A 22,215-nucleotide genomic window follows, 5' to 3' on the forward strand; every position below is an offset into this window, starting at 1 on the left:
TACTTTGGTTAGAATGTTCTAAAAATCGGTATGCTCGTTCTTGCGCCATGCCTCCATATTCATGAAAGCTGATACGCGGTTGGTTTCCTCGCCGTTCTTCTCCTGACGGCCTACTGCTTACAAAGGTGACGTGTCGCTTACAATGGCGAAGGTATCTAACGACGTGTCGATATACAAGAGTGGAAGCATCATTTCTATAACAGGACTGGAGCAAGTGAGCATACTGCGCAACTTGCTTTCGCAGTGTTTTTGGTAAAACAGCTATGGCAACGTCTGAAAGCTGAGCGTAAATGAGTTTTTGCAGTCAAAGGAGAAAAGAGTCTGCAAGCCCATAGCCAACAGACTCTCTCTTGTTTATTCACAGATGACAACGTCATCCTTGTACTCTGTCACTTCCTTGCCGTTGATGAGTTGGATAATGACCTCACTGCCCAAGTCCTCGACAATCGTTTCCTCTGTCTGACCTCTTTGGGGAAGAAGTCGCTCTCGTCATGCACATAGAATATGCCGCAACCTGGTTCAATCTCTCGCCAACTGATGGAAAGTTTGTTGCCAAGTTCCTTGTTCACCTCTTCAAAGAACAAGTCGCAGGAAGACCACGCACTTTCGGTGTCAAAGGACAATAGTGCACAATCGTATTCCACGCTCTTGTCATAATCTGCTCAATAGATATTTCCCCTTACCGAGATGCCTTTCTTCTCGTAGTCGATACGATAGTGTTCTGCCAAGCGATACAGATACACATCCTTACTATTCACCTCCAAATCTTGGAGTGTCTTCCAAAGATCTGCCACGGCTCTTCGTTAGCCTGTCACCTTGTACTGAGTGTCGCAAATGTTAGCCATAAGATAAAATTTTTATTTTCTTCCCTTATGTAGAACCAACTACCATCGGGATTGATTAAAGAATTAGTTGCCCCAAAAGCTGTTATGGCTCATCATGGCAAGGTTTTGCCGTCAAATACTACCTCTGACACAGTCAGAGCGTGGAGATTTTGCGGACAAACCACAGGCACCGACCTTGCAGGATGAATGCCACAACAGGTACCTTTGCAACACAATTCTTATCAAAGCCCGATAGGTTGTGTGATTAATCTACAAAACAGGGAGTAAAGCGTATAAATTGCCTTCAAAATAAAGGAATACTATATAAACTAGAAAAATTATCAACTAAAACATGGTGGTTTCGAGAAAAGATTATACCTTTGCAGTTGATATTTACTCTATAATATAAATTATGAATTTAGTTACAGGTTCAAAGATAAACCAATTATTGATGAATACTGACCAAAATGGACTGATATTCTCTGCGTGGCTCAAGACACAGGGATATTCAGACCAGTTGCAAAAACAGTATCGCGACTCGGGATGGCTCACATCGCTATCTCAAGGTGTGATGTATAGAACTGGCAGCAAATTATCAGCTTACTCTGCGTTGGCAACCTGTAACCTGCAAACCGGTGCAAAATATCGTATAGCAGCTCACTCTGCACTGGAGTATGCGGGATTCAATCACTATGTGCCTATGGGGAAGCCAACGTTGTCAGTAGCACTCAGTCCTACGAAGAAACGTCCTATGTGGATGAAGGACGAAATGTTTGATGTGATATTCCGTCCTTTCTATACAGAGGTATTCCCCACTCCAGAAGTCATACTTAAAGAGGAGGAGCATGGCGTACTGTATGTATCTGCTCCCGAACAGGCTTTCTTGGAATGTCTGCTGCTTGCCCCAAAATTCTATGATTATATGGATTTGTATTATATCATGGAGCAGCTTACAACATTGAGAAGTGACGTAATTCAGCGATTGCTTGAAAGCGTAAAGAACTTCAGCATCAAGAGAATGTTCCTATACATGGCGGAGAAAGCAGGTCACTACTGGTTTGAAGAGCTTGACCTTGAAAAGATAAATATAGGAACATCAAAGATACAACTGGTTCCCGATGGTACCTATAGTTCAAAGTATATGATAACCATACCTAAAGCATTGAACAGCTATGAAGGATAGATACAAGAAACAAGTGTTATTGCTCATACGCATTATGCCATCGGTTTATAAGATTAAAGAGTTTGCTGTGCATGGAGGAACTGCTATTAACCTGTTCCACAAAAACATGCCTCGTTACAGCGTTGATATTGACCTCACATATATCTCTTTAGCAGACAGAGAATCGAGTCTGAAGTCTATCAATCAGAGATTGCTTGAGGTAAAGAACAGCATAGAAAAGAGTATTCCCGGCATTATGGTGAAGCATAAACCTGAAGTCTGGAAATTGCTCTGTACGCTCGGTGATGCCACGGTCAAGATAGAAGTCAATGGAACAAAACGAGGTGTCATAGGCAACCCTGTGGATTTACCCCTTTGCGAGAAAGCGCGAAATGAGTTCAACATGGGATGTAAGGCTCGCACAGTATCATTCAGCCAATTATATGGTGGCAAGATAACAGCTGCACTCAGCCGTCAGCATCCTCGTGATTTGTTCGACTGCAAATATATGGAGATAGACACCTTTGAAGAGGTGAAGGACGGCTTCCTTTTGTGCTTGCTTGGAAGCGACAAACCGATAGTTGAATCGCTTCAGCCAAATGCTGTTGATCAGACAGAAGCACTGGAGAACCAATTTGAGGGCATGACCGACATCCCTTTCAGTTATATCGACTACAAGGAAGCCAGAGAAAATCTACTTGAATTAGTAAACGGCAATCTGTGTAATACAGATAAAGAGTTCCTTCTATCCTTTGAGTCTGGTTTGCCGGATTGGGGTAAGTGCTCAGCAGGAGACTTATCAGCATATCCTTCCGTGCAATGGAAACTGCTTAACATCGGAAAACTAAAAAAGAGCAATCCGAAGAAATTTGAAGATGGTATAGCAAAACTGAAAGAGTGTTTAAGGCTATAACGATATATGCCGACAAAAGAAAAAATGATGTTCATTGCCATAGAGCAGAGTTTTTCTCTTTTGAAGTCAAAAGCAGTTTACGTCACTCAAAAAACGGAGTTTCCTGACTCTTGTTTGTAGATAGTAGGCTTATCTTTATAAGATTTTTGTCCCCCATTTGTCCCCCGCATATTTGAGACAGTTTTATAATAACTGATATTCAAAAACTTACGAGCAAGAAATAAGTATTGCTTGGGGTAAATAGATGTTCTGCATCGGAAAGTAACCAGGATACAAGATTTTTTGAGAATAAATAGTCAAATTGAGTTATAATTCGTATCATTGTAGTCAGGTTTAGGCTGACAATTTGCTTATGCAGGAAAAGAATATATCTTCACAATCAGGTAAACTCTTGAGTTATTTTCATAACCGGGGAATTCGATGTTTTAACTTCACCGATGCTTACCAAGCCATGTCCGAGATGAAGCAGGGTACGGCAAGAGAATTGTTGAGTGATATGACAAGAAGAGGGTTGTTGATGCGCTTGAAACAGGGTGTATATTACATCATACCCTACGAAGCCGATTCAAACACCTTTATGCCTGAATGGCATGTAATTGCACAATACCTTGTGAACGACGCCGATTATTACATTGGCTATTATTCCGCCTTACACATTCACAACCTGATTACCCAGCCTTCGCTGAAAGAACAAATCGTGGTATCCAGGCAAATACGCCCTTCGGTACTAATGATAAAAGATATTCCCTTTCAGTTTATCTACCATAACACCATGCATTTTTTTGGAACAAAAAAAGTGTGGATCGACAGTTTTCACAAAGTAAATTGTTCAGATGTCGAAAAAACGATTATAGACTGTTTGTACAGACCCGATTATGCCGGAGGGATTGTAGAAATAGCCAGAGCTATACATCAGTCAAAAGATTCACTTCGGTTTGATACGCTTCTGGATTACTCAAAACGATTCAATAGCCCGGCTGTCATCAAACGACTGGGCTTTTTATTGGAAATACTCAACATAGAACATCCCATCATTAATGATTTGCTACAATTAAGAACCACAGCTTATGTTTTGCTGGATCCCGAATTACCGTCAAATGGAAAATATACAGATCGTTGGCGGATACGCATAAATATTGATGTTGAAACCCTTATATCCGCCATTTATCAATGATTCTGCCTGACGAAATACAAAGAAAAGCCTCTTCTGCAGGAGTCAGAGACCAGCAGATTGAAAAATATTGAAATAACATACGCACAATGGAAAAATTAACACAGGAAACCGTGAACTTCACGGAGAAAAATATCGACAGGATAGCCGCTCTTTTCCCGAGTGCCATAACTGAGACCAAAGATGCCGACGGCAAACTGAAACGCGTCGTGAACTTCCATCAGTTAAGGCAGTTGCTCTCCGATGAGGTGGTCGATGGTGAAGAATGCTACGAGTTCACCTGGGTGGGGAAGAAGCAATCCATCATTGAGGGGAACCGTCCCATCCGGAAGACGTTGCGCCCATCAAAAGAGGAAAGCAAGAACTGGGACAGTACCGAGAATCTTTATATCGAAGGCGATAACCTCGATGTGTTAAAGCTTCTGCAAAACTCCTACCTGAACAAGGTGAAGATGATCTATATCGATCCCCCCTACAATACCGGGAACGATTTTATATACCGCGACAACTTCAAGGTCTCGAAAGAGGATTACGACGAAGAGTTGGGGCTGTTCGATGAGGAAGAAAACCGGCTGTTCAAAAACACCGAGACCAACGGACGCTATCATTCCGATTGGTGCAGCATGATGTATCCCCGTCTGCAATTAGCCCGTAACCTGCTCACCGATGACGGTGTGATTTTTATCTCGATTGATGATAATGAAGTGCACAATCTTCGGAAGATATGTGATGAAGTGTTTGGGGAAGAGCATTTTGTAGCCACATTTCCTTGGAGAAAAAGAACTGCAAAGTCTGATGTTCCTTTTGGTGTGTCACAGGATCATGAGTGGATTTTATGTTTTGGAAAGAGTGGCTTTATTGCCAATATTGAGGGAGGAACAAGAAAATATTATCATACAAATGATTTACCTAATAGACCTTGGCGAATACACGATTTAACGACCCAAAGAAGTGCTTCAGAAAGACCAAATAGTTTTTTCACTATTGTAAATCCAAAAACAGGAGAAGAATTTCCTGCGAGTCCCATAAGGACATGGGCTATGACAAAGGATACATTTAAGGATTATTACGACGAAAATCGTATTGTTTTTCCAGGTGACTATGATTTTCTAAACATATCAAAACCAGCCTTTAGATATTTCAAGGATGATGATATAAAGAAAGTCGGAGAAATGTTTGGGTATGTTCCAGTAAGTACGTTTTTACCTCAGGAGGTTGGAATGAGTCAAGATGGTACTAAAGATTTTGGCGATCTATTTAATAGTAAAATTTTCTCATATCCAAAACCAGTATTGCTTCTGAGTTATTTGATTAAAGTTACAACAAATTTCACAAAAAATGCAATTATCCTTGATTTCTTCTCCGGCTCCGCCACTACCGCCCATGCTGTCATGCAACTCAATGCGGAAGATGGTGGTAACCGAAAGTTCATCATGGTGCAGCTGCCGGAAGAGACCGATCCCAAGTCAGAGGCTTACAAGGCGGGGTACAAGAACATTTGCGAGATCGGGAAAGAGCGTATCCGCAGGGCAGGAAAGAAAATTGAAGAAGAACTTAAGGCAAAATCAACCAAAAGTGATTTATTTGAAGGCGATAAAGAAGTAAAAATGGTTGACACCGGTTTCCGGGTACTGAAAGTGGACAGCACCAATATGAAGGATGTCTATTTCAGTCCCTCTCAATATAACCAGCAGATGCTTCTGGACCTGGAAAGCAACATCAAGGATGACCGTACCGATATCGACCTGCTGTATGGGGTTCTTCTCGAATGGGGTGTGCCGCTATCATTGCCACACATCACTGAAAAAATCGATGGGAAGGATGTACACTTTGTAAACGACACCGATCTGGTGGCCTGCTTTGAAGAGCATGTGCCGGAAGAGGTGATCCGGGAGATTGCCAGACGGAAACCGTTGCGGGTGGTGTTCCGCGACAGCTCGTTCCGCAACAGTCCGGACAAGATCAACGTGACTGAGATATTCAAGACACTTTCTCCTGAAACAACCATTAAGGTGATTTAGGTCAATAATTTAATTCGATCTGTTATGGACTTTGAAGTGTATTGCGATGAAAGTGGTTTAGAGGCACTGACCAACAAGAAAGCGCACCTCTATACGGCCATTGGGGGTATATGGATCAATGCTTCTGATAGGAACAGGTTGAAAACTGATCTGTCTGCTGTTAAATCGAAACACAAAATTAATGGTGAATTCAAATGGAATAAGGTGTCACCTGCTTATGAGCCTTTCATACAACCGATTAGAAAAGATTTACTGGATTAAGGCGACATTACTGGATGAAAAAGCAATTCTGAAGAAAGGATGGGATAATCAGGGTAAAGCCTATTTTAAAGACCGAAGAGTTGCTATTGTCAAAGGCAATTATGTGGTGATCATCCGTTTTACAGGTCTATTAAAAGCAAAGTTTGTTACTGCGTTTGAAAAAGAGGACATTGGTAACATATTGTCCGGACCTGATTTTGAAAGGAGTGGGGAGTACTTTGGAGAGGCTAAATAAAAAAACGTTGATTCGGGTTCAACGTTTAAAACCTTTGTAGGTTCCCTACCAAGGGTAGAGAATGATGCAAATATAATATATAAAAGTTGATATGCAAAATTTTAATGAGAAAATATATCCAATTTGCATGTCATTGAGCTATAATTAACATAGAAAAGACATAGAAGGTGAAGTTAAAGTTTAAGCACCAGAAGTTCCAGGAGGAGGCAGCCAAGGCGGTATGCGATGTGTTTGCGGGGCAGCCCTGTTTATCGGAAATCAATTACCTGATCGACCGGGGCGACACCCTGGGACAGGGCGAGATATACGATTTTACTGGTTTCAAGAACCATAAGATCGTTCCGCAACTGACGGACGAGATGATCCTGGATAACATCCGTAAGATTCAACGGATGCACCAGATCCCGCCATCGTCTGCGCTGGAAGGACGATACAACCTGACCATCGAGATGGAGACGGGTACGGGAAAGACCTATACATACATCAAGACGATGTACGAGCTTAACATGCGGTATGGCTGGAGCAAGTTCATTATCGTGGTGCCAAGCATTGCCATCCGCGAGGGGGTATATAAGTCGTTCCAGATCACGCAGGAACACTTCACCGAGGACTACGGAAAAAAGATCCGGTTCTTTATCTATAACTCGTCCCAGCTGACCGAGATCGACCGTTTTGCCAGCGACAACTCGCTCAACGTGATGATCATCAATGCCCAGGCGTTCAACGCCCGGGGAAAGGATGCCAGGCGTATCTACATGAAACTGGATAGCTTCCGCAGCCGCAGGCCGATTGATGTGATTGCCAAAACCAATCCCATCCTGATTATCGACGAGCCGCAATCGGTGGAGGGGAAACAGACCAAAGAGAACCTGAAGGGGTTCAACCCGCTGTTCACGTTGCGTTATTCGGCTACGCATAAGAAGGACAGTCTTTACAACCTGATCTACCGGCTGGATGCCATGGAGGCCTACAACAAGAAGCTGGTGAAGAAGATCGCGGTGAAAGGGATTGCCCAGACCGGAACTACCGGGACGGAGGGGTATCTTTACCTGGAGGGGATCAATCTCTTCAAGGAGAAGAGTCCCACCGCAAACCTGGGATTTGAGGTGAAGCAAGCCGGTGGTGTGAAGGCGGTGGTCCGGAAAATTGAAATAGGGCATAATCTGTACGACCGATCGGGGTCGCTTGAACAGTACCGGGATGGATTCACCGTGACAAATATCGACGGCAGAGATAATTCTGTCACTTTTCAGAACGGAACAAAACTCTATGCCGGCGATGTGAAAGGGGCGGTGAACGAGCAGCAGCTTCGCCGGATCCAGATCCGGGAGACCATCTTGTCGCATATCGAACGTGAACGAATGCTTTACTTCAGGGGCATTAAGGTGTTGAGTCTCTTTTTTATCGACGAAGTGGCCAAATACAAGCAGTACGATGCTTCCGGCAATGCGTTCAACGGTTCCTATGCGGATATGTTCGAGGAGGAGTACGACGATGTGGTGAACAGCCTGCAACTGAAAATTGGCGAAGATGCCTATATCAGTTACCTGCAATCGATCGCGGCAGATAAAACGCATGCGGGATATTTCTCCATCGACAAAAGGAAGAATCAGTTCGTGGACGGGAAAGTGGAACGAAAAACAAAAGAGAGCGTGGATACCGATGCCTACTACCTGATCATGAAGGACAAGGAGCGGCTGCTCTCTTTCAGTGAATCGGTACGCTTTATCTTTTCTCACTCTGCACTACGCGAGGGTTGGGACAATCCCAACGTGTTCCAGATCTGTACGCTGAAACAGAGCGAAGCGGAGACTCGCAAACGCCAGGAGGTGGGGCGCGGACTCCGCCTGTGCGTGAACCAGGAGGGGGAGCGTATGGACACCAATTTCCTGGGGAGTGAGGTGCATCATATCAACCAGCTGACGGTAATCGCGAGCGAGAGCTACGACCGCTTTGCAAAGGCGCTCCAGACTGAACTGGTCGAAGTGATTGCCGTCCGTCCACAGAAAGTTTCTCCCTCGTTGTTCAAGGATAAGGTGCTGGCAGATAAACAAGGCAGGCCATACCCAGTGGGTGAGGAGGCGGCCCTGGTCCTCTACGAGAGCCTGGCAGGTTATGGTTACGTGAAGGCGGGGACCCTGACCGATAAGTACTACGAGGACAAAGAGAGCGGCAGCTTCCAACTGCCGGGAGAGGTGGAAGCCAGCAGGGAGTCGGTGATGCATATCCTCGATTCGGTCTACAACCCGAAGATGCTTGCTCCCGATAATGCACGGGGCAACAACGTGGAACTGCATCTTGATGAACAGAAGTTCAACCGCGAGGAGTTTAAAAAACTTTGGAAGAGCATCAACACCAAGACGGCTTACGTGGTGGATTTCGAGACAGAGGAGTTGGTCCGCAAGGCGATTCAGCGACTGAACACCCATTTGAACGTGTCGAAGATCTTTTTCACCGTCACCTCTGGAGCTTTGGAAATGATTGAGTCAAAAGAATCATTAGAAGTAGGAGAGGGGTTCAAGCAGCAATCGTCGAAACACATCGATGTGCACTCTGCGGTAAACGGCAACGTAAAATACGACCTGGTGGGAAAGGTGGTAGCTGAAACGGGACTGACTCGCAATACGGTGGTAAGAATCCTGACCGGTATCGAGAGACCGGTGTTCGACCAGTTCATGCTCAACCCCGAGGAGTTTATCCTTAAGTGCTCCAACCTGATCAACGAGGAGAAAGCTACGGTGATCATTCAGCATATTGCTTACAACAAACTGAACGACAGCTTCGGCACGGAGATCTTCACCGAACCAACCTTGAAAGGCAAACTCGGTGTGAACGCGATTGCAGCAAACAAGCACCTGTACGATTACGTGATCTTCGATTCAGTAAAGACGGAAAAACCATTTGCCGAACAATTGGATATTAGCAGTGAGGTGAGCGTATATGTGAAGCTTCCCAAGGGCTTTTATATCAGTACTCCGGTGGGGAAATACAATCCCGACTGGGCCATCGCGTTTAACGAAGGAGCGGTCAAGCATGTCTATTTCGTGGCAGAGACCAAGGGGAATATCTCCACCATGGAACTCAGGGAAGTGGAGTCAGCAAAAATATCCTGTGCCCGGAAACACTTCCAGGCAATCAGCAGCGACAAGATAATATTCGACGCGGTAGAAAACTATCAGGAGTTAATGAGTTTGGTGAAATGAAAAAGCGGAATTGCGAAATTTCAAGCAATGCATCATTTTTTAAAATTACGTGATCTTTATAAAATGGGTCTCAAACTGAATGATGAAAAATATTTTTAGGTTTCAATAAAGATTGAGGACTTTGAAAATAGTTTTAAAATATTGAACAGAATGCTCTTCTATGCTGATTTTGTCCACCTTGCTCATGGCCGTATAATCTGGGCGGCCGGCATATATGAAGAGCAATGAACCTCCTTTTATGGTGTTGATGACAGGTTTTGTCAGCTCTTTGGGAAGCGCCGGGCAACCGAAGCTACGGCCCAGCCTTCCGGTAGATTTAATAACCTTCTCACTGCAATAATCGGCTCCGTGGATTACGATGGCCCGAGATCTTGCCTTGTCGTTAATGCCCTCTTCCAAACCGTCCAGCTGAAGCGAATATCCATTGCTTCCGTTATATGTGCCGGCTGTACGGTAAAAACCCAATGAACTTTTGTGTGAACCGCTCAGGTTTGAGAATGATGTAGCAAAGTTTTCTCCACTGTTGCGCCCGTGTGAAACATAAGAAACAAAGAGTACCTTTCTCTTTTCCAAATCAAGTACGTACATCCTTTTTTCGGATGATGGGAGACTGAAATCGATCACCGTAAGCAGAGGATTGTTATTGATATTTAACTTTGTATAACCGGTGTATGCAGATTTGAAGGCGTCGAAATGCATTAATTCGCAAAGATTCATCTGTTCATAGAGTAACTCGCAACCATTTGAAGAGAGTGTTGCTGGTGAAGCGTTTTCCTTTTGATACTTTTTCCCAATGGGGAAAGAGAGGGAAGAGAATACAAGAAATATGAAAGAGAATATTATTATACGCATAGCCTGTTCAGGAAAAATATTGCCAAATATACTCTATTTTTTTGAATATAATTGTGAGTCCCTACAAAAAGCCTTTGTAATTGTAAACAGGCCAAAATACATATTGATATTCAGCGGATTAATTTAATTAATTTTGATATTTAGGGCCTTTAGGAGCAGACTCATTTGTTAATCAATAACAATAACAACCGACTCTTTAACAGTTGCCCAGTCATATACGAATTGAGAGTGAGACGATGCGTTTCTGACACACATATGAGACCTGGGTGTGGTACCCAGGGATGGACTGTATTCAATTACATTTCTATTGGGATATTGTACCGGAACGCCGTGGATGTAAGCTCCATTAGTAAAACGGGAAGCATAGGGGGCGAATCCGGCAATCTCGCTTGTACCGTCTTTTACGTAGTACATTTTCTCTTTCTTCTCCTGAACAGCGAAAATTCCCGTAGGTGTTTCATGTGCATGCGGCGGCCTGTGCGTACCTGTGGTTGCGGGATTCATACTCAATATATGCCAGCCACCGTTTTCTCTCGTCAATGTTGAAATATTCTGATTGGTGACATCTACCGCTACAACTTTATCAAAACAGATGCTGTCACCCCATACTTTCAGATAACGGTTAGGAACCAGATATTCACCCTCCATAGAAACTCCGGTCACCCTGACCATCTCAATGGTGTCGTTTCCAGTAACTTTCACTATCCACCCATCTCTCCCGTAGCGTACCAATACTGTGTCGCCATATGCACTATAGAGAGGAACCGACTGGTAACGCTCAACACCGAATTGATCGGAAACCCTTCTATAGTCGTTTCTCACGAAACCTTCAATGGTGGGGGCTTCACCGTTCATGTTCTTGTAATTGCTCAAAACACCCCAGCTGCCTCCACGGGAGACTTCATTTTCAATATGGGCAATTCCTTCTTTAATCTTTTCCCATTGAAAACGCCGGACAGTGTCCTTATAAGGGTATTCATCATCAAGCAAATACTTATCGTATTGAATATCTTTTAGCAACCGGATGTCTGTTCCTGTCAGCTTTCTCCTCTCTTCGCTGAGATGGGGTATGGAATCATTATATGTAACGGCTATCTCTTCATTGCCATTCTCCACCGGAGTGCCTGAGCTGCACCCGGTAGGGATAAATGATATAACAGAGAAGAGAAGAAAACAGGCTGTACATCTTTTCATTTGTCGTTATTTTTGCATAGTTGGTATTTGGTTTGACGGATTTGCAAGAATCGATATTTGTAAATATTTATGTATTTTAGAACGTGGTTTAGGGAATAATGTTCATGCAGCCTGCCTCTATCCCCAATGCAGCCTGCCGATTTCCCGTATCTAGTAAGAGAAATAGTTGATGTTTTGCAATAAAGCTATCCGGATATACTGCATAAAACGGAAAAAGATGCAACCGTAGCTAAAAAATAGGGATGTAAGATATTGTTTGTCAATCTATGCAACAATTTGTTCCAGGTTTGCATCAAACATCATCAAACTATTTATTTATCGGAATGTTATATACACAGCTAATTACTATTTAAATTCGTTCTAAATAAACAGATAGATGGCCCAAAACGATTTACCTTCGATTTTTCGTGATTTTGACCCATTAGAAGATAAGATGCTGCGTATTATTGATAATGATGGTAATATTGTCAGTAAAGATCTGATGCCAGTATTGGATGATAGAACTATTACAGATGCCTATAAACAGATGCTGTATGAACGGATAGCCGATGAGATGGCTATCTCATTCCAACGTCAGGGGAGAATGTACACTTATACGCCTAACCTTGGACAGGAGGCTATCCATATTGCAGCCGGAATGAATATCCGTGATGAAGACTGGTTGGTACCAGCTTTTCGTGAAATGGGTACCCTGTTGGCGAAAGGGGTAACAATGAAAGAGATATTCCTCTTTTATAGTGGTAATGAGCATGGCGGAAGTTTCAAGAATGCTAAGCATGTTTTGCCTATTGCCATCTCAATAGGCACCCAGCTTCATCATGCTACCGGCATTGGGTATTCCGTTAAATACCGGAAAAGAGATGAGGTGGTCTTTACTTTTATCGGCGATGGAGGCACTTCGGAAGGAGATTTCAGTGAGGCACTGAACTTTGCAGGTGTATGGAAGGTGCCGGTCGTATTTACCATTCAGAATAATCAGTATGCCATCTCTGTTCCCGTAAGTTCCCAGACCAATTCAATCAACCTGGCTGTTAAGTCGGTCGCGTTCGGTATCCCGGGCATCAAGGTGGACGGAAACGACTTTTTTGCCATGTACCTTGCCTATAAAACGGCATCAGAGTATGCACGCTCTGGCAGGGGAGCCCTGCTAATAGAGGCTTTTACATATCGACTTGGGGCTCATACCACTTCTGACGATCCCACAAAGTACAGGGAGAAGGTGGAGGAAAAGAGATGGAGGCTGGCAGATCCGCTGATCCGATTGAAGCGATATATGGAAAACCAGGGTATATGGAATATAGACGAAGAGAGGCTAAAGGAAGAATACAAGCTACAGATCGACAAGGAGTTTATTGAGGCGGAAAACAATAAATCATACCCGCTGGGCGATCTGTTTCAATACATGTACACTGATATACCGGACGAGTTAAAGAGACAAAAGCAGAAGTATGAACAATTCTTAAGCTGGAAGGAGAAGAGAAAATGAGTATAATGACAATGGTGCAGGCTATCAACAATGCACTGGATATTAAATTGAGTGAAGATGGGAGTATTGTTGTTTATGGAGAAGATGTGGGGTTTGGGGGAGGTGTTTTTCGCGTGACGGAGGGACTGCAGAGAAAATATGGTGTTGAGCGTGTATTCGATTCTCCGCTGGCTGAGTCCGGAATTGCAGGAACTGCCTTGGGAATGGCCGTTTCGGGACTCAGGCCTGTTGTGGAATTACAATTTGAGGGGTTCACCTTTCCGGCCTTCAACCAGATTATCTCAAATGTCTCGCGTTTGCAGAACCGTTCACGGGGAAAGTTCAATGTGCCTGTAGTTATTCGTTTCCCTTACGGAGGAGGTATAAATGCGCTCGAACATCATTCCGATAGCCCGGAGGCACTCTTTGCTCATATACCGGGACTGAAGGTGGTGATACCTTCTACTCCGTACGATGCAAAAGGCATGCTGATTTCTGCCATCGAAAGCAATGACCCTGTCATCTTTATGGAGCCGAAACGGATCTATCGTGCTATAAGGCAGGAAGTTTCAGATGAAAAGTTTACCCTCCCCCTGGGAAAGGCGAAGGTGGTTCAAGAAGGGACAGATATAACTCTCGTGGCTTTCGGTGCCATGATTCGTGAGTGCCGGAAGGCAGTTGCAATGGCTGAGGAGGCAGGCATATCTGTAGAACTGATTGATCTGCGCTCTGTTTACCCTATCGACAGGGAGACTGTAGGTAGATCAATAAGAAAAACAGGCCGGATGGTTATCGTCGCCGAAGCACACGAATCGTTCAGCGTCGGATCGGAGTTAATCGCTGTTGCCAATGAGGAGGCTTTTCTTTATCTGGAAGCGCCGCCGGTGAGGGTGATGGGGTTCGATACTGTTGTTCCCCTGGCACAGGGCGAAAGATACTATGTTATTTCGCCAGACCGTATTTACTATGAGATCGAAAAGAGTATCCATTTTTAACTTTTCGCAGCATGAAGTATGTATTTAACTTTCCCGATCTGGGTGAAGGGCTTGAGGAGGGAACTATCCTGGAGTGGTATGTAAAAGAAGGGGATAGAGTGAAGGTGGGTGATCTGGTTGTTCAGATGGAGACCGACAAGGTGGTGGCGGATATCCCTTCTCCGAAAAGCGGAATTATTACAGCTTGCTATGGAGCTGCAGGTGATGTGATACCTGTTGGATCACCCCTTGTGGATATTGAACTGGAAGGGGTTGAAAACGAGCAAGGCTCTGTAAAAGTAGAACAGCCTTATCAGACAATCACCGAACAAGAAGATGTAGCTGCAGTTGTCGGCACCATGGAACTGGCCGATAAGAATATCATTCAGGCGCCAAGCGATGAAGGATCTCTTGAAATAGTGAACCACAAAGGCGGATCGCGAAAAGTACTTGCAACACCTGCAACACGTGCCATGGCGAAGAAGATGAATATTGATATCAGCAATATAAAAGGAAGCGGCCCTTTAGGAAGGGTAATGGATAAGGATATTGTGAGCTTTAAAGAAAGTAGGGAGCAGAAAGCCGATAGAAAAGAACAGCTCAATGGTATTCCCGATGATGTGACCTACCAGCCGCTGACACAAATAAGAAAAACTATTGCCAGGAACATGCTGAAATCTAAACAGAACGCAGCTCATATGTCAATATTCGAAGAGGTGGAAATATCAGGATTGATACAGCTGAAAGATAAGCTCATGCACAAGCTTGCCGATAAAGGAGTCAAGCTTACTTATCTTCCTTTTATCGTTAAAGCGGTAGCCCTGGCATTAAAGCAACATTCGCAGCTCAATTCGCAGATTGATTTTGAAAACAACCGGATGATTATCAGCAATAGATATAATATTGCTATCGCTGTAGATGCACCGGATGGATTGGTCGTTCCTGTGATTCGTGACGCAGATAAGCTTTCAATCTTTCAAATAGCGATGCGCACCGGTGAGCTGGCCACAAAGGCGAGGTCAAGAAAACTGACGCTGGATGATTTGAAAGGGGGTTCTTTTTCAATAACCAGCTTTGGTTCCATCGGCGGTATCTTCGCCACACCGGTGCTTAATTATCCACAGGCAGGCATACTTGGGATAGGGCGTATTCTAAAAACACCCATTGTAAAGAATAATGAAATAGTTATCGGAAATATTATGCCTCTTTCGCTCACGGTAGACCATCGCATAGTGGATGGTGGAGAGACTGCCCGGTTTATCCGTAAGGTGATGGAGTTTCTCTCCGAACCGGTTTCATTATTGCTGGATCTGTAGATAATGGAAGGAGCTGTTTGCCAAATATATTTAAAGCAGATTCTTTCTCTTATCAATGAAAAATCATCATATCAAAATAATTGAAAATAATCTTTACCGGCATTTGTCAGTTATCAGCAAATTGCGACTTATCTGGTCTATTAACGTCTCGCATTGATCATTAGGAGTTTAGGTGATCACTTGGTGGAGTATTTCCAAATAGCCATGACGAGAAAAGAGAAGCATGTTTTGTTTTCTTTATGAACTAATCAATGCATTTATGCGGTTTTTACTTGAGAAACTGAAAATAAAAATTTAATTTTGCTACAAATCGCATTCATTGAAAAAGAGGTTTTCCATATCATTCATTCTATTGGCTGCATTATTGCTGCTGATGTCTGGGATTATACCACATCACCATCACGACGGCTTACCCTGTGTGATGATGGAATGTTGCGAAACGGACAACATACCTGGCGATATACACAGACATGCTGCCGGCAGCGGAAAAAACGGACAATCATGTGTTGCTGATGCCGACTACTTTGTCCCCGGTTCCGAGAATAAGATTAAATACAAGGTATCTATCTGTGGTGGTTGCGATAATCTGAATCATATACACCTGTTCCCCCTCTTTTTTCTTGTGGCGGACTATGTTGCAGTTCCCGGCGAAAACACGTTAAACAAAACCGGTTACTGGGAATATACAGCGTTTTACATATCTCCTGGAAATACACAAATCCATGGCCTACGTGCCCCTCCCTTTCTATACTGATCGACCTGTAAGTACATTGATGTAAGAGATAACTTCCTGCCCTTTGAATTTTCATGATTCAATGAGATGCCCCGTTTATTTACCTCTTATTGTAAGCCTGTTCTGACCGGGACATGAGATATCCTCATTATTCAAGTATATTATTTTATGTACTCTGCGACTTACCGTGTTGATCCTTTTTTTTACATTCAGATTTTTTAGTCAGTTAAATAATTACAGCCTTTTGTAGAGGCTATTCTTTTAAAAACAGATGAAATCTATTATAGTACTACATTTATTCATTATTTCCGTGCTCTCTGTTGCCGGCTGCAGCCCGGAGAAAAACAATAAATACTCTTCAACAGATGAGGCACACAAACAGATAAAAAACGTGGATTCACATTGTCACGATGATGAAGAAGATCATGATCATATTGATGAGATCACTTTTACCACTCAACAGGCTGAAGCGGCCGGACTGCAGCTGGAAACTATTGTGCCGGCCACTTTTACCGATGTTATCAGGACGAGCGGCCATATCATGCCGGCTTTGGGAGATGAGGCTATTATTGCTGCCACTTCCAGCGGAACAGTATCGTTTGCGGGAGCCACATTCACTGATGGTGTGGCCGTGAGGGCTGGTGAGGCCATAGTAGTCATCTCATCGAAAAACATTCAGGATGGTGACCCTGTCATAAAAACCCGGGTAGAGTTTGAGACAGCAGAAAAAGAGTACCGACGTGCCGGGGAGCTGGTGAAAGAGCAAGTTATTTCAACCAGGGAGTATGAACAGAGGCGTCTGGAATACGAAATGGCAAAAAACAGCTTTGAGGCTCTGGCTGCCCATGCCACACCTGGTGGTGTGAAGGTTACATCGCCCATTGGCGGATATATCAAAAACCTGATGGTCAGACAGGGAGAATATGTTTCGGTAGGGCAGACAATTGCAACCGTTTCACAGAACCGTCGGCTGCAACTGCGTGCAGAGGTCCCGGAAAATCATTTTAAAAGCCTCGGCAACATTGAGAGCGCCAATTTTCAGACATCGTATGACAATAGGGTCTATAAACTTTCGGAACTGAACGGGCGGCTATTGTCGTTTGGAAAAGGATCCATTGAAGAGTCGTCCTGCATTCCCGTCAACTTCGAATTCGATAATATCGGAGACATAATCTCCGGTTCTTATGTGACAGTATATCTGCTATCAGGTAAGATGGAAAATGTGATTTCCGTCCCGGTTTCAGCTTTAACCGAGGAACAGGGACTTTATTTTGTTTATCTGCAGCTGGATGAAGAGGGCTACAAGAAGCAGGAGGTGAAGCTTGGACAGAGTAATGGTGACAGGATCAGGGTACTCTCAGGACTAAGGCCGGGGGACCGGGTTGTAATAAGAGGTGTTTATCAGGTAAAGCTGGCTGCAACATCATCTGTCTTACCCGAAGGGCATACTCATTAACTTTGAAAGGCGAAACAGAATGTTAAACAAGATCATAAAATTTTCGCTGAACAACCGTATGGTTGTGTTGGTGGCATCTGTATTGTTAATTATTGCGGGAACATACATTGCTGCCAATATGGAGGTGGATGTGTTTCCCGACCTGAATGCACCTACGGTTGTAGTGATGACAGAAGCTAAAGGAATGGCTCCCGAAGAGGTGGAGAGGCTGGTCACTTTTCCCGTTGAGACAGCCGTGAATGGAGCCACCGGTGTGCGCCGTGTCCGCTCCTCTTCCACCACCGGATTCTCCATAGTGTGGGTAGAGTTTGATTGGGGAACGGATATCTACCGTGCCCGACAGATTGTATCGGAAAAACTTGCTCTGGTAGGTGAGTCTTTGCCTTCCAACGTGGGTAATCCTACATTAGGGCCTCAATCGTCTATCCTGGGTGAAGTGATGATTATTGGGCTCACGGCAGACAGCACATCGATGCAGGAGCTGCGTACGATAGCTGACTGGACTGTTCGTCCTCGTCTGCTTTCTACTGGTGGTGTGGCTCAGGTAACAGTGATAGGTGGTGAAATCAGGGAATACCAGATACTGCTCAATCCCGGGAAGATGAAACATTATGGTGTTGGCCTTAACGAGATAATGAGCGTGGTGAGACAAATGAACCGTAATGCTTCGGGAGGGGTCCTTTATGAGTATGGAAACGAATATATTATCCGTGGCATACTCTCTTCAAATGATCCGTTGGTACTTGGTAAGACTGTTGTGAAGAGTGTGAACGATGTTCCTGTATATCTTGAGAACGTGGCTGAGGTAACAATCGGCAACAAAACTCCAAAGCTTGGTGTTGCATCGGAACGGGGAAAACCGGCGGTGCTGATTACTGTGACCAAGCAACCGGCTACAAGCACGCTGAAGCTGACCGATCAGCTGGACCGGTCGCTGGCAGAGCTTCAGGAGACACTCCCGGCGGATGTGAAACTCTCGACTGATATTTTCCGTCAGTCCCGTTTCATCGAAAATTCCATAAATAACGTTCAAAAGGCACTTTTAGAGGGAGGAATATTTGTTGTTTTCGTGCTCTTTATATTCCTGATGAATGCCAGGACAACCCTGATTTCGCTGGTTACTATCCCGATTTCATTGTTGACCTCGGTTCTCGCGCTTAAAATGATGGGACTGACAATAAATACAATGAGCCTGGGAGGTATGGCTATAGCTATAGGTTCGCTTGTGGACGATGCAATTGTGGATGTGGAGAATGTGTTCAAACGATTACGCCAAAACAGAGAGAAACCTATAGAAGAGCAGAAAAAAAAATTGACGGTTATCTTCGAAGCTTCCAAGGAGGTGCGTCTGCCTATCATGAATTCAACATTTATCATTATTGCAAGTTTTGTTCCGTTGTTCTTCCTTTCAGGAATGGAAGGGCGTATGCTGGCTCCTCTCGGTATATCATTTATCTTTGCCCTGGTTGCTTCTACAGTTGTGGCGCTTACACTGACTCCTGTATTGTGCAGTTATCTGCTGGGTAAGGATAAGAAAGATGGCAAACCTGAAAGCGATCCCCTTGTAGCTCGAAAACTGAAGGGTGCATATAAGAAAGCCCTGGACTGGACACTCTATCATCAAAAGTGGGTTTTAGCAGGAACAGGTGCGCTATTTGTTGTAGCTGTTATTGTCTTCTTTACTCTTGGAAGAAGTTTTCTTCCGTCTTTTAATGAGGGCTCTTTTACGATCAATATCAGCACACTTCCGGGAATATCGCTTGATGAGTCTGACAGGATGGGGCGCATTGCTGAAAACATACTTCTTTCTATACCGGAGGTAGAGACGGTGGGAAGAAAAACGGGACGTGCAGAGCTTGATGAACACGCATTAGGTGTAAATGTCTCAGAGATTGAAGCTCCCTTTATTCTGAAAAAAAGGTCGAAAGAGGAAGTGTTGAAGGATATACGTGGAAAACTTAAAATTCTGCCGGGAGTTAATATTGAAATAGGGCAACCTATCTCGCACCGGATAGATGCCATGCTTTCCGGTACCCGGGCAAATATCGCCATCAAAATTTTCGGGAGCGATCTGAATAAAATGTTTACTTTAGCTAACCGGATAAAAGGTTTAATTGAAAATGTGGAGGGTGTTGCCGATCTCAACGTGGAGCAGCAGATTGAACGGCCACAACTGAAAATAACGCCGAAGCGCGAAATGCTTGCCAAATACAATATAACACTGCCTCAGTTTGCCGAGATAGTTGATGTGATGTTGGGCGGAGAGGTTGTTTCTCAGGTATATGAGGGGGACAGGTCTTTCGATCTTACGTTGAAGGTTAACGAAGAAAGTCGCGCAACCGCTGAAAATATCAGAAATATGATTGTAGATGCCGGTGGACAAAAAACAACGTTAGGTAATATTGCCAACATCGCCTCATCCATGGGTCCCAATACGATCAACCGGGAAAACGTATCACGTAAAATAGTGGTTTCAGCCAATGTGGCCGGTAACGACCTGCGAGGCGTTGTGAACGATATTCAGGACAGGATTAATGTCGGGATCTCTCTGCCCGAAGGATATCATATCGAATACGGAGGACAGTTTGAGAGTGAACAGGCTGCATCGCGCACACTCCTTGTTACCTCCATATTTTCGATTATTGTTATTTTTCTGTTGTTGTTTAACCAGTTCCGGAGTGTTGCACAGTCGGCCGTAATTATGCTGAATCTGCCGTTGGCTCTCATTGGTGGTATTTTTATCATATTCTTATCAGATGGTGTTATCAGTATACCTTCAATTATCGGTTTTATATCACTGTTCGGAATTGCTACACGAAACGGAATGTTGCTTATTTCCAGGTATAACGACTTGCAAAACGAAGGCTTCTCTGCCCGAGAATGTGTAATTCACGGTTCGCTTGACCGATTGAACCCGATTCTGATGACGGCTCTTACAACTGGTTTGGCACTTATTCCTCTGGCTCTGGGCGGCGATCTGCCAGGTAACGAAATTCAGAGTCCTATGGCTAAAGTTATTCTTGGCGGACTGCTTACATCTACTTTACTTAATGGATTTATTATTCCGATTATATATCTTTTAACAAACAGAATAATAGTTAGAGAGGTTATAAGAGATGAAGAAATTACAGATGAATCAGGCATGATTAAAAATAAACATATGAATAAATAACAATGAAAATGAGAACATTCATAATTTTATTGCTGTTTGCGATGGGCTTTACACTTTCCGCGCAAGATAATATTGCTGCTGTGCTTAAGGCAATCGAGAAGAACAACACAACCCTGAAGGCACTTCGTGAAACCGCCGATGCCGAAAAGCTGAAGAACAAGACAGGAATATTTCTCAGCAACCCTGAGGCGGTGTACAATTATCTGTGGGGTGATCCCACGGATATTGGAAACAGGACCGATATCAGTCTGATCCAGAATTTTGATATTCCCACAATAACAGGAATGAAAAATAGGGCCTCAGAGAGTCAAAACAGGCTGGTGGAATGGCAATATTTGACTGGCCGGATGAATATTCTGCTTGAGGCAAAGCAGTACTGTATTGATCTGATCTATTACAATGCTCTTATGAAAGAGTTAGAGGTGCGTCTGAAGCACGCCGGAATAATTGCAGGAGGGTATAGGTCGCGCATGGATTCAGGTGATGCAAGTCGTCTGGAGTACAATAAAACGCTGCTTAATCTTTCGTTAGCACAGGGAGAGGTGTCACGTATCAATGTAGAACGTAATACACTGCTTGAACAACTGAAAAGGCTGAACGGAGGTATAGAGATATCACTGGACGTAGATATTTATGATGATATTATGCTTCCGGTAGACTTCGAAAGCTGGTTTTCCCACGCTGCCATTAGGAATCCCATTTTGGCGTTTGCCGGACAGGAAGTTGAAGCAGGAAAACAACAGGTGTTGCTAAGCAAAGCAATGGGACTGCCTTCCTTTTCGGCAGGATACATGAGCGAGAAGGTTGCAGGAGAACGATTTCAGGGAATTACTTTGGGCGTTTCCATCCCTTTGTGGGAGAATAAAAACCGGGTGAAACAGGCTAAAGTATCACTATCTGCTGCCGAATTGCGGGAGGCTGACAGTAGAAAGCAACTTTATGACCGGCTAAAGATTTTGTATAACCGTACCGAAGGACTGAAAATAACTGCAGGGGAATATCGCAGGTCGCTAAAAACGGCAAACAGTTTCGGGTTGCTGAAAAAAGCCCTTGATGCCGGTGAGATATCCCTGCTGGATTACATTGCTGAGATGGGGTTGTATTACGAAACGGTAGATTTGGCATTGGAAGCGGAACGTGATTATCAGAAAGCGCTTGCGGAACTTTCGGCTGCAGAGTTGTGACCGATTGTTAAAAATAACAGTCAGTTGTTTTGAAGTTTTTTTTAACATCAGTTTGGTGAAATAGTTTCATGACTCCATA

At 43.9% G+C, this 22,215-nt stretch carries 18 protein-coding genes and 1 pseudogene; 14 read left to right on the forward strand and 5 right to left on the reverse strand.

The window, feature by feature from the left end; genetic code table 11:
• Positions 1–27 precede the first annotated feature (27 nt).
• The 3 genes and pseudogenes from KDN43_RS08990 to KDN43_RS16440 form a co-directional block, all read right to left on the reverse strand.
• Positions 28–117, reverse strand: a pseudogene (locus KDN43_RS08990) (single-stranded DNA-binding protein); the annotation flags it as partial.
• Between the two features lie 272 nt (positions 118–389).
• A complete protein-coding gene (locus KDN43_RS08995) occupies positions 390–644 on the reverse strand; it encodes a hypothetical protein (protein ID WP_238841638.1) in 255 nt (84 codons plus the stop codon).
• An 18-nt stretch (positions 645–662) separates the two neighbouring features.
• A complete protein-coding gene (locus tag KDN43_RS16440) occupies positions 663–794 on the reverse strand; it encodes a hypothetical protein (RefSeq protein WP_256448698.1) in 132 nt (43 codons plus the stop codon).
• Between the two features lie 442 nt (positions 795–1,236).
• Between KDN43_RS16440 and KDN43_RS09000 the strand changes: the two genes are divergently transcribed.
• From KDN43_RS09000 to KDN43_RS09030, 7 genes are all read left to right on the forward strand, one after another.
• Positions 1,237–2,007, forward strand: coding sequence for a type IV toxin-antitoxin system AbiEi family antitoxin domain-containing protein (locus KDN43_RS09000; protein WP_238841639.1), 771 nt, complete (start codon positions 1,237–1,239; stop codon positions 2,005–2,007).
• The gene (locus tag KDN43_RS09005) at positions 1,997–2,899 is read left to right on the forward strand and encodes a nucleotidyl transferase AbiEii/AbiGii toxin family protein (protein WP_238841640.1); all 903 of its coding nucleotides are present in this window, start codon (positions 1,997–1,999) and stop codon (positions 2,897–2,899) included. Before KDN43_RS09000 ends, KDN43_RS09005 begins: the two co-directional genes overlap by 11 nt.
• Positions 2,900–3,251: 352 nt before the next feature.
• Positions 3,252–4,073: a type IV toxin-antitoxin system AbiEi family antitoxin domain-containing protein gene (locus KDN43_RS09010; RefSeq protein ID WP_238841641.1), complete on the forward strand. Its 822-nt coding sequence runs from the start codon at positions 3,252–3,254 to the stop codon at positions 4,071–4,073.
• A gap of 86 nt (positions 4,074–4,159) precedes the next feature.
• Positions 4,160–6,091, forward strand: a complete 1,932-nt coding sequence (locus KDN43_RS09015; RefSeq protein WP_238841642.1) for a site-specific DNA-methyltransferase — start codon at positions 4,160–4,162, stop codon at positions 6,089–6,091.
• Between the two features lie 24 nt (positions 6,092–6,115).
• Positions 6,116–6,352 (forward strand): DUF3800 domain-containing protein, encoded by a 237-nt coding sequence (locus tag KDN43_RS09020; protein WP_238841643.1) that lies wholly within the window; start codon positions 6,116–6,118, stop codon positions 6,350–6,352.
• Entirely contained in the window at positions 6,309–6,587 is a 279-nt protein-coding gene (locus KDN43_RS09025) for a hypothetical protein (protein ID WP_238841644.1), read from the forward strand. Before KDN43_RS09020 ends, KDN43_RS09025 begins: the two co-directional genes overlap by 44 nt.
• A gap of 167 nt (positions 6,588–6,754) precedes the next feature.
• The gene (locus KDN43_RS09030; protein ID WP_238841645.1) at positions 6,755–9,790 is read left to right on the forward strand and encodes a type III restriction-modification system endonuclease; all 3,036 of its coding nucleotides are present in this window, start codon (positions 6,755–6,757) and stop codon (positions 9,788–9,790) included.
• 102 nt (positions 9,791–9,892) lie between these two features.
• On the opposite strand, the gene KDN43_RS09035 is transcribed toward KDN43_RS09030, so the two are convergent.
• Entirely contained in the window at positions 9,893–10,642 is a 750-nt protein-coding gene (locus tag KDN43_RS09035; protein ID WP_238841646.1) for a murein L,D-transpeptidase catalytic domain family protein, read from the reverse strand.
• 168 nt (positions 10,643–10,810) lie between these two features.
• The gene (locus tag KDN43_RS09040) at positions 10,811–11,836 is read right to left on the reverse strand and encodes a L,D-transpeptidase (protein ID WP_238841647.1); all 1,026 of its coding nucleotides are present in this window, start codon (positions 11,834–11,836) and stop codon (positions 10,811–10,813) included.
• A gap of 376 nt (positions 11,837–12,212) precedes the next feature.
• Here KDN43_RS09040 and pdhA point away from each other — a divergent pair, with 376 nt between their 5' ends.
• The 7 genes from pdhA (at position 12,213) to KDN43_RS09075 (ending at position 22,136) form a co-directional block, all read left to right on the forward strand.
• Positions 12,213–13,322: a pyruvate dehydrogenase (acetyl-transferring) E1 component subunit alpha gene (gene pdhA / locus KDN43_RS09045; protein WP_238841648.1), complete on the forward strand. Its 1,110-nt coding sequence runs from the start codon at positions 12,213–12,215 to the stop codon at positions 13,320–13,322.
• Complete coding sequence (locus tag KDN43_RS09050; protein ID WP_238841649.1) at positions 13,319–14,296, forward strand: alpha-ketoacid dehydrogenase subunit beta; 978 nt, start codon at positions 13,319–13,321, stop codon at positions 14,294–14,296. Before pdhA ends, KDN43_RS09050 begins: the two co-directional genes overlap by 4 nt.
• Positions 14,297–14,307: 11 nt before the next feature.
• Complete coding sequence (locus KDN43_RS09055) at positions 14,308–15,591, forward strand: dihydrolipoamide acetyltransferase family protein (protein ID WP_238841650.1); 1,284 nt, start codon at positions 14,308–14,310, stop codon at positions 15,589–15,591.
• Between the two features lie 319 nt (positions 15,592–15,910).
• Positions 15,911–16,345 carry a DUF6769 family protein gene (locus KDN43_RS09060; protein WP_238841651.1) on the forward strand — a complete coding sequence of 145 codons (435 nt, stop codon included), beginning with the start codon at positions 15,911–15,913 and terminating at the stop codon, positions 16,343–16,345.
• Between the two features lie 250 nt (positions 16,346–16,595).
• On the forward strand, positions 16,596–17,780 hold the full coding sequence (locus tag KDN43_RS09065; RefSeq protein ID WP_238841652.1) for an efflux RND transporter periplasmic adaptor subunit: 1,185 nt from the start codon (positions 16,596–16,598) through the stop codon (positions 17,778–17,780).
• 19 nt (positions 17,781–17,799) lie between these two features.
• Positions 17,800–20,952, forward strand: a complete 3,153-nt coding sequence (locus KDN43_RS09070) for an efflux RND transporter permease subunit (protein ID WP_238841653.1) — start codon at positions 17,800–17,802, stop codon at positions 20,950–20,952.
• Between the two features lie 8 nt (positions 20,953–20,960).
• Positions 20,961–22,136, forward strand: a complete 1,176-nt coding sequence (locus tag KDN43_RS09075; RefSeq protein WP_238841654.1) for a TolC family protein — start codon at positions 20,961–20,963, stop codon at positions 22,134–22,136.
• Positions 22,137–22,215 lie beyond the last annotated feature (79 nt).

It is taken from the genome of Proteiniphilum propionicum, assembly GCF_022267555.1.
Classification (GTDB): Bacteria; Bacteroidota; Bacteroidia; order Bacteroidales; family Dysgonomonadaceae; genus Proteiniphilum; species Proteiniphilum propionicum.

Excerpts from the sequence above, each read along its gene's own strand:
- pdhA (WP_238841648.1), top strand. The coding sequence starts at position 12,213 with ATGGCCCAAAACGATTTACCTTCGATTTTTCGTGATTTTGACCCATTA.
- KDN43_RS09020 (WP_238841643.1), top strand. The coding sequence starts at position 6,116 with ATGGACTTTGAAGTGTATTGCGATGAAAGTGGTTTAGAGGCACTGACC.
- KDN43_RS09070 (WP_238841653.1), top strand. The coding sequence starts at position 17,800 with ATGTTAAACAAGATCATAAAATTTTCGCTGAACAACCGTATGGTTGTG.
- KDN43_RS09010 (WP_238841641.1), top strand. The coding sequence starts at position 3,252 with ATGCAGGAAAAGAATATATCTTCACAATCAGGTAAACTCTTGAGTTAT.
- KDN43_RS09000 (WP_238841639.1), top strand. The coding sequence starts at position 1,237 with ATGAATTTAGTTACAGGTTCAAAGATAAACCAATTATTGATGAATACT.
- KDN43_RS09040 (WP_238841647.1), bottom strand. The coding sequence starts at position 11,836 with ATGAAAAGATGTACAGCCTGTTTTCTTCTCTTCTCTGTTATATCATTT.
- KDN43_RS09025 (WP_238841644.1), top strand. The coding sequence starts at position 6,309 with ATGAGCCTTTCATACAACCGATTAGAAAAGATTTACTGGATTAAGGCG.
- KDN43_RS09005 (WP_238841640.1), top strand. The coding sequence starts at position 1,997 with ATGAAGGATAGATACAAGAAACAAGTGTTATTGCTCATACGCATTATG.
- KDN43_RS09075 (WP_238841654.1), top strand. The coding sequence starts at position 20,961 with ATGAGAACATTCATAATTTTATTGCTGTTTGCGATGGGCTTTACACTT.
- KDN43_RS09015 (WP_238841642.1), top strand. The coding sequence starts at position 4,160 with ATGGAAAAATTAACACAGGAAACCGTGAACTTCACGGAGAAAAATATC.
- KDN43_RS09035 (WP_238841646.1), bottom strand. The coding sequence starts at position 10,642 with ATGCGTATAATAATATTCTCTTTCATATTTCTTGTATTCTCTTCCCTC.
- KDN43_RS09055 (WP_238841650.1), top strand. The coding sequence starts at position 14,308 with ATGAAGTATGTATTTAACTTTCCCGATCTGGGTGAAGGGCTTGAGGAG.
- KDN43_RS09050 (WP_238841649.1), top strand. The coding sequence starts at position 13,319 with ATGAGTATAATGACAATGGTGCAGGCTATCAACAATGCACTGGATATT.
- KDN43_RS09065 (WP_238841652.1), top strand. The coding sequence starts at position 16,596 with ATGAAATCTATTATAGTACTACATTTATTCATTATTTCCGTGCTCTCT.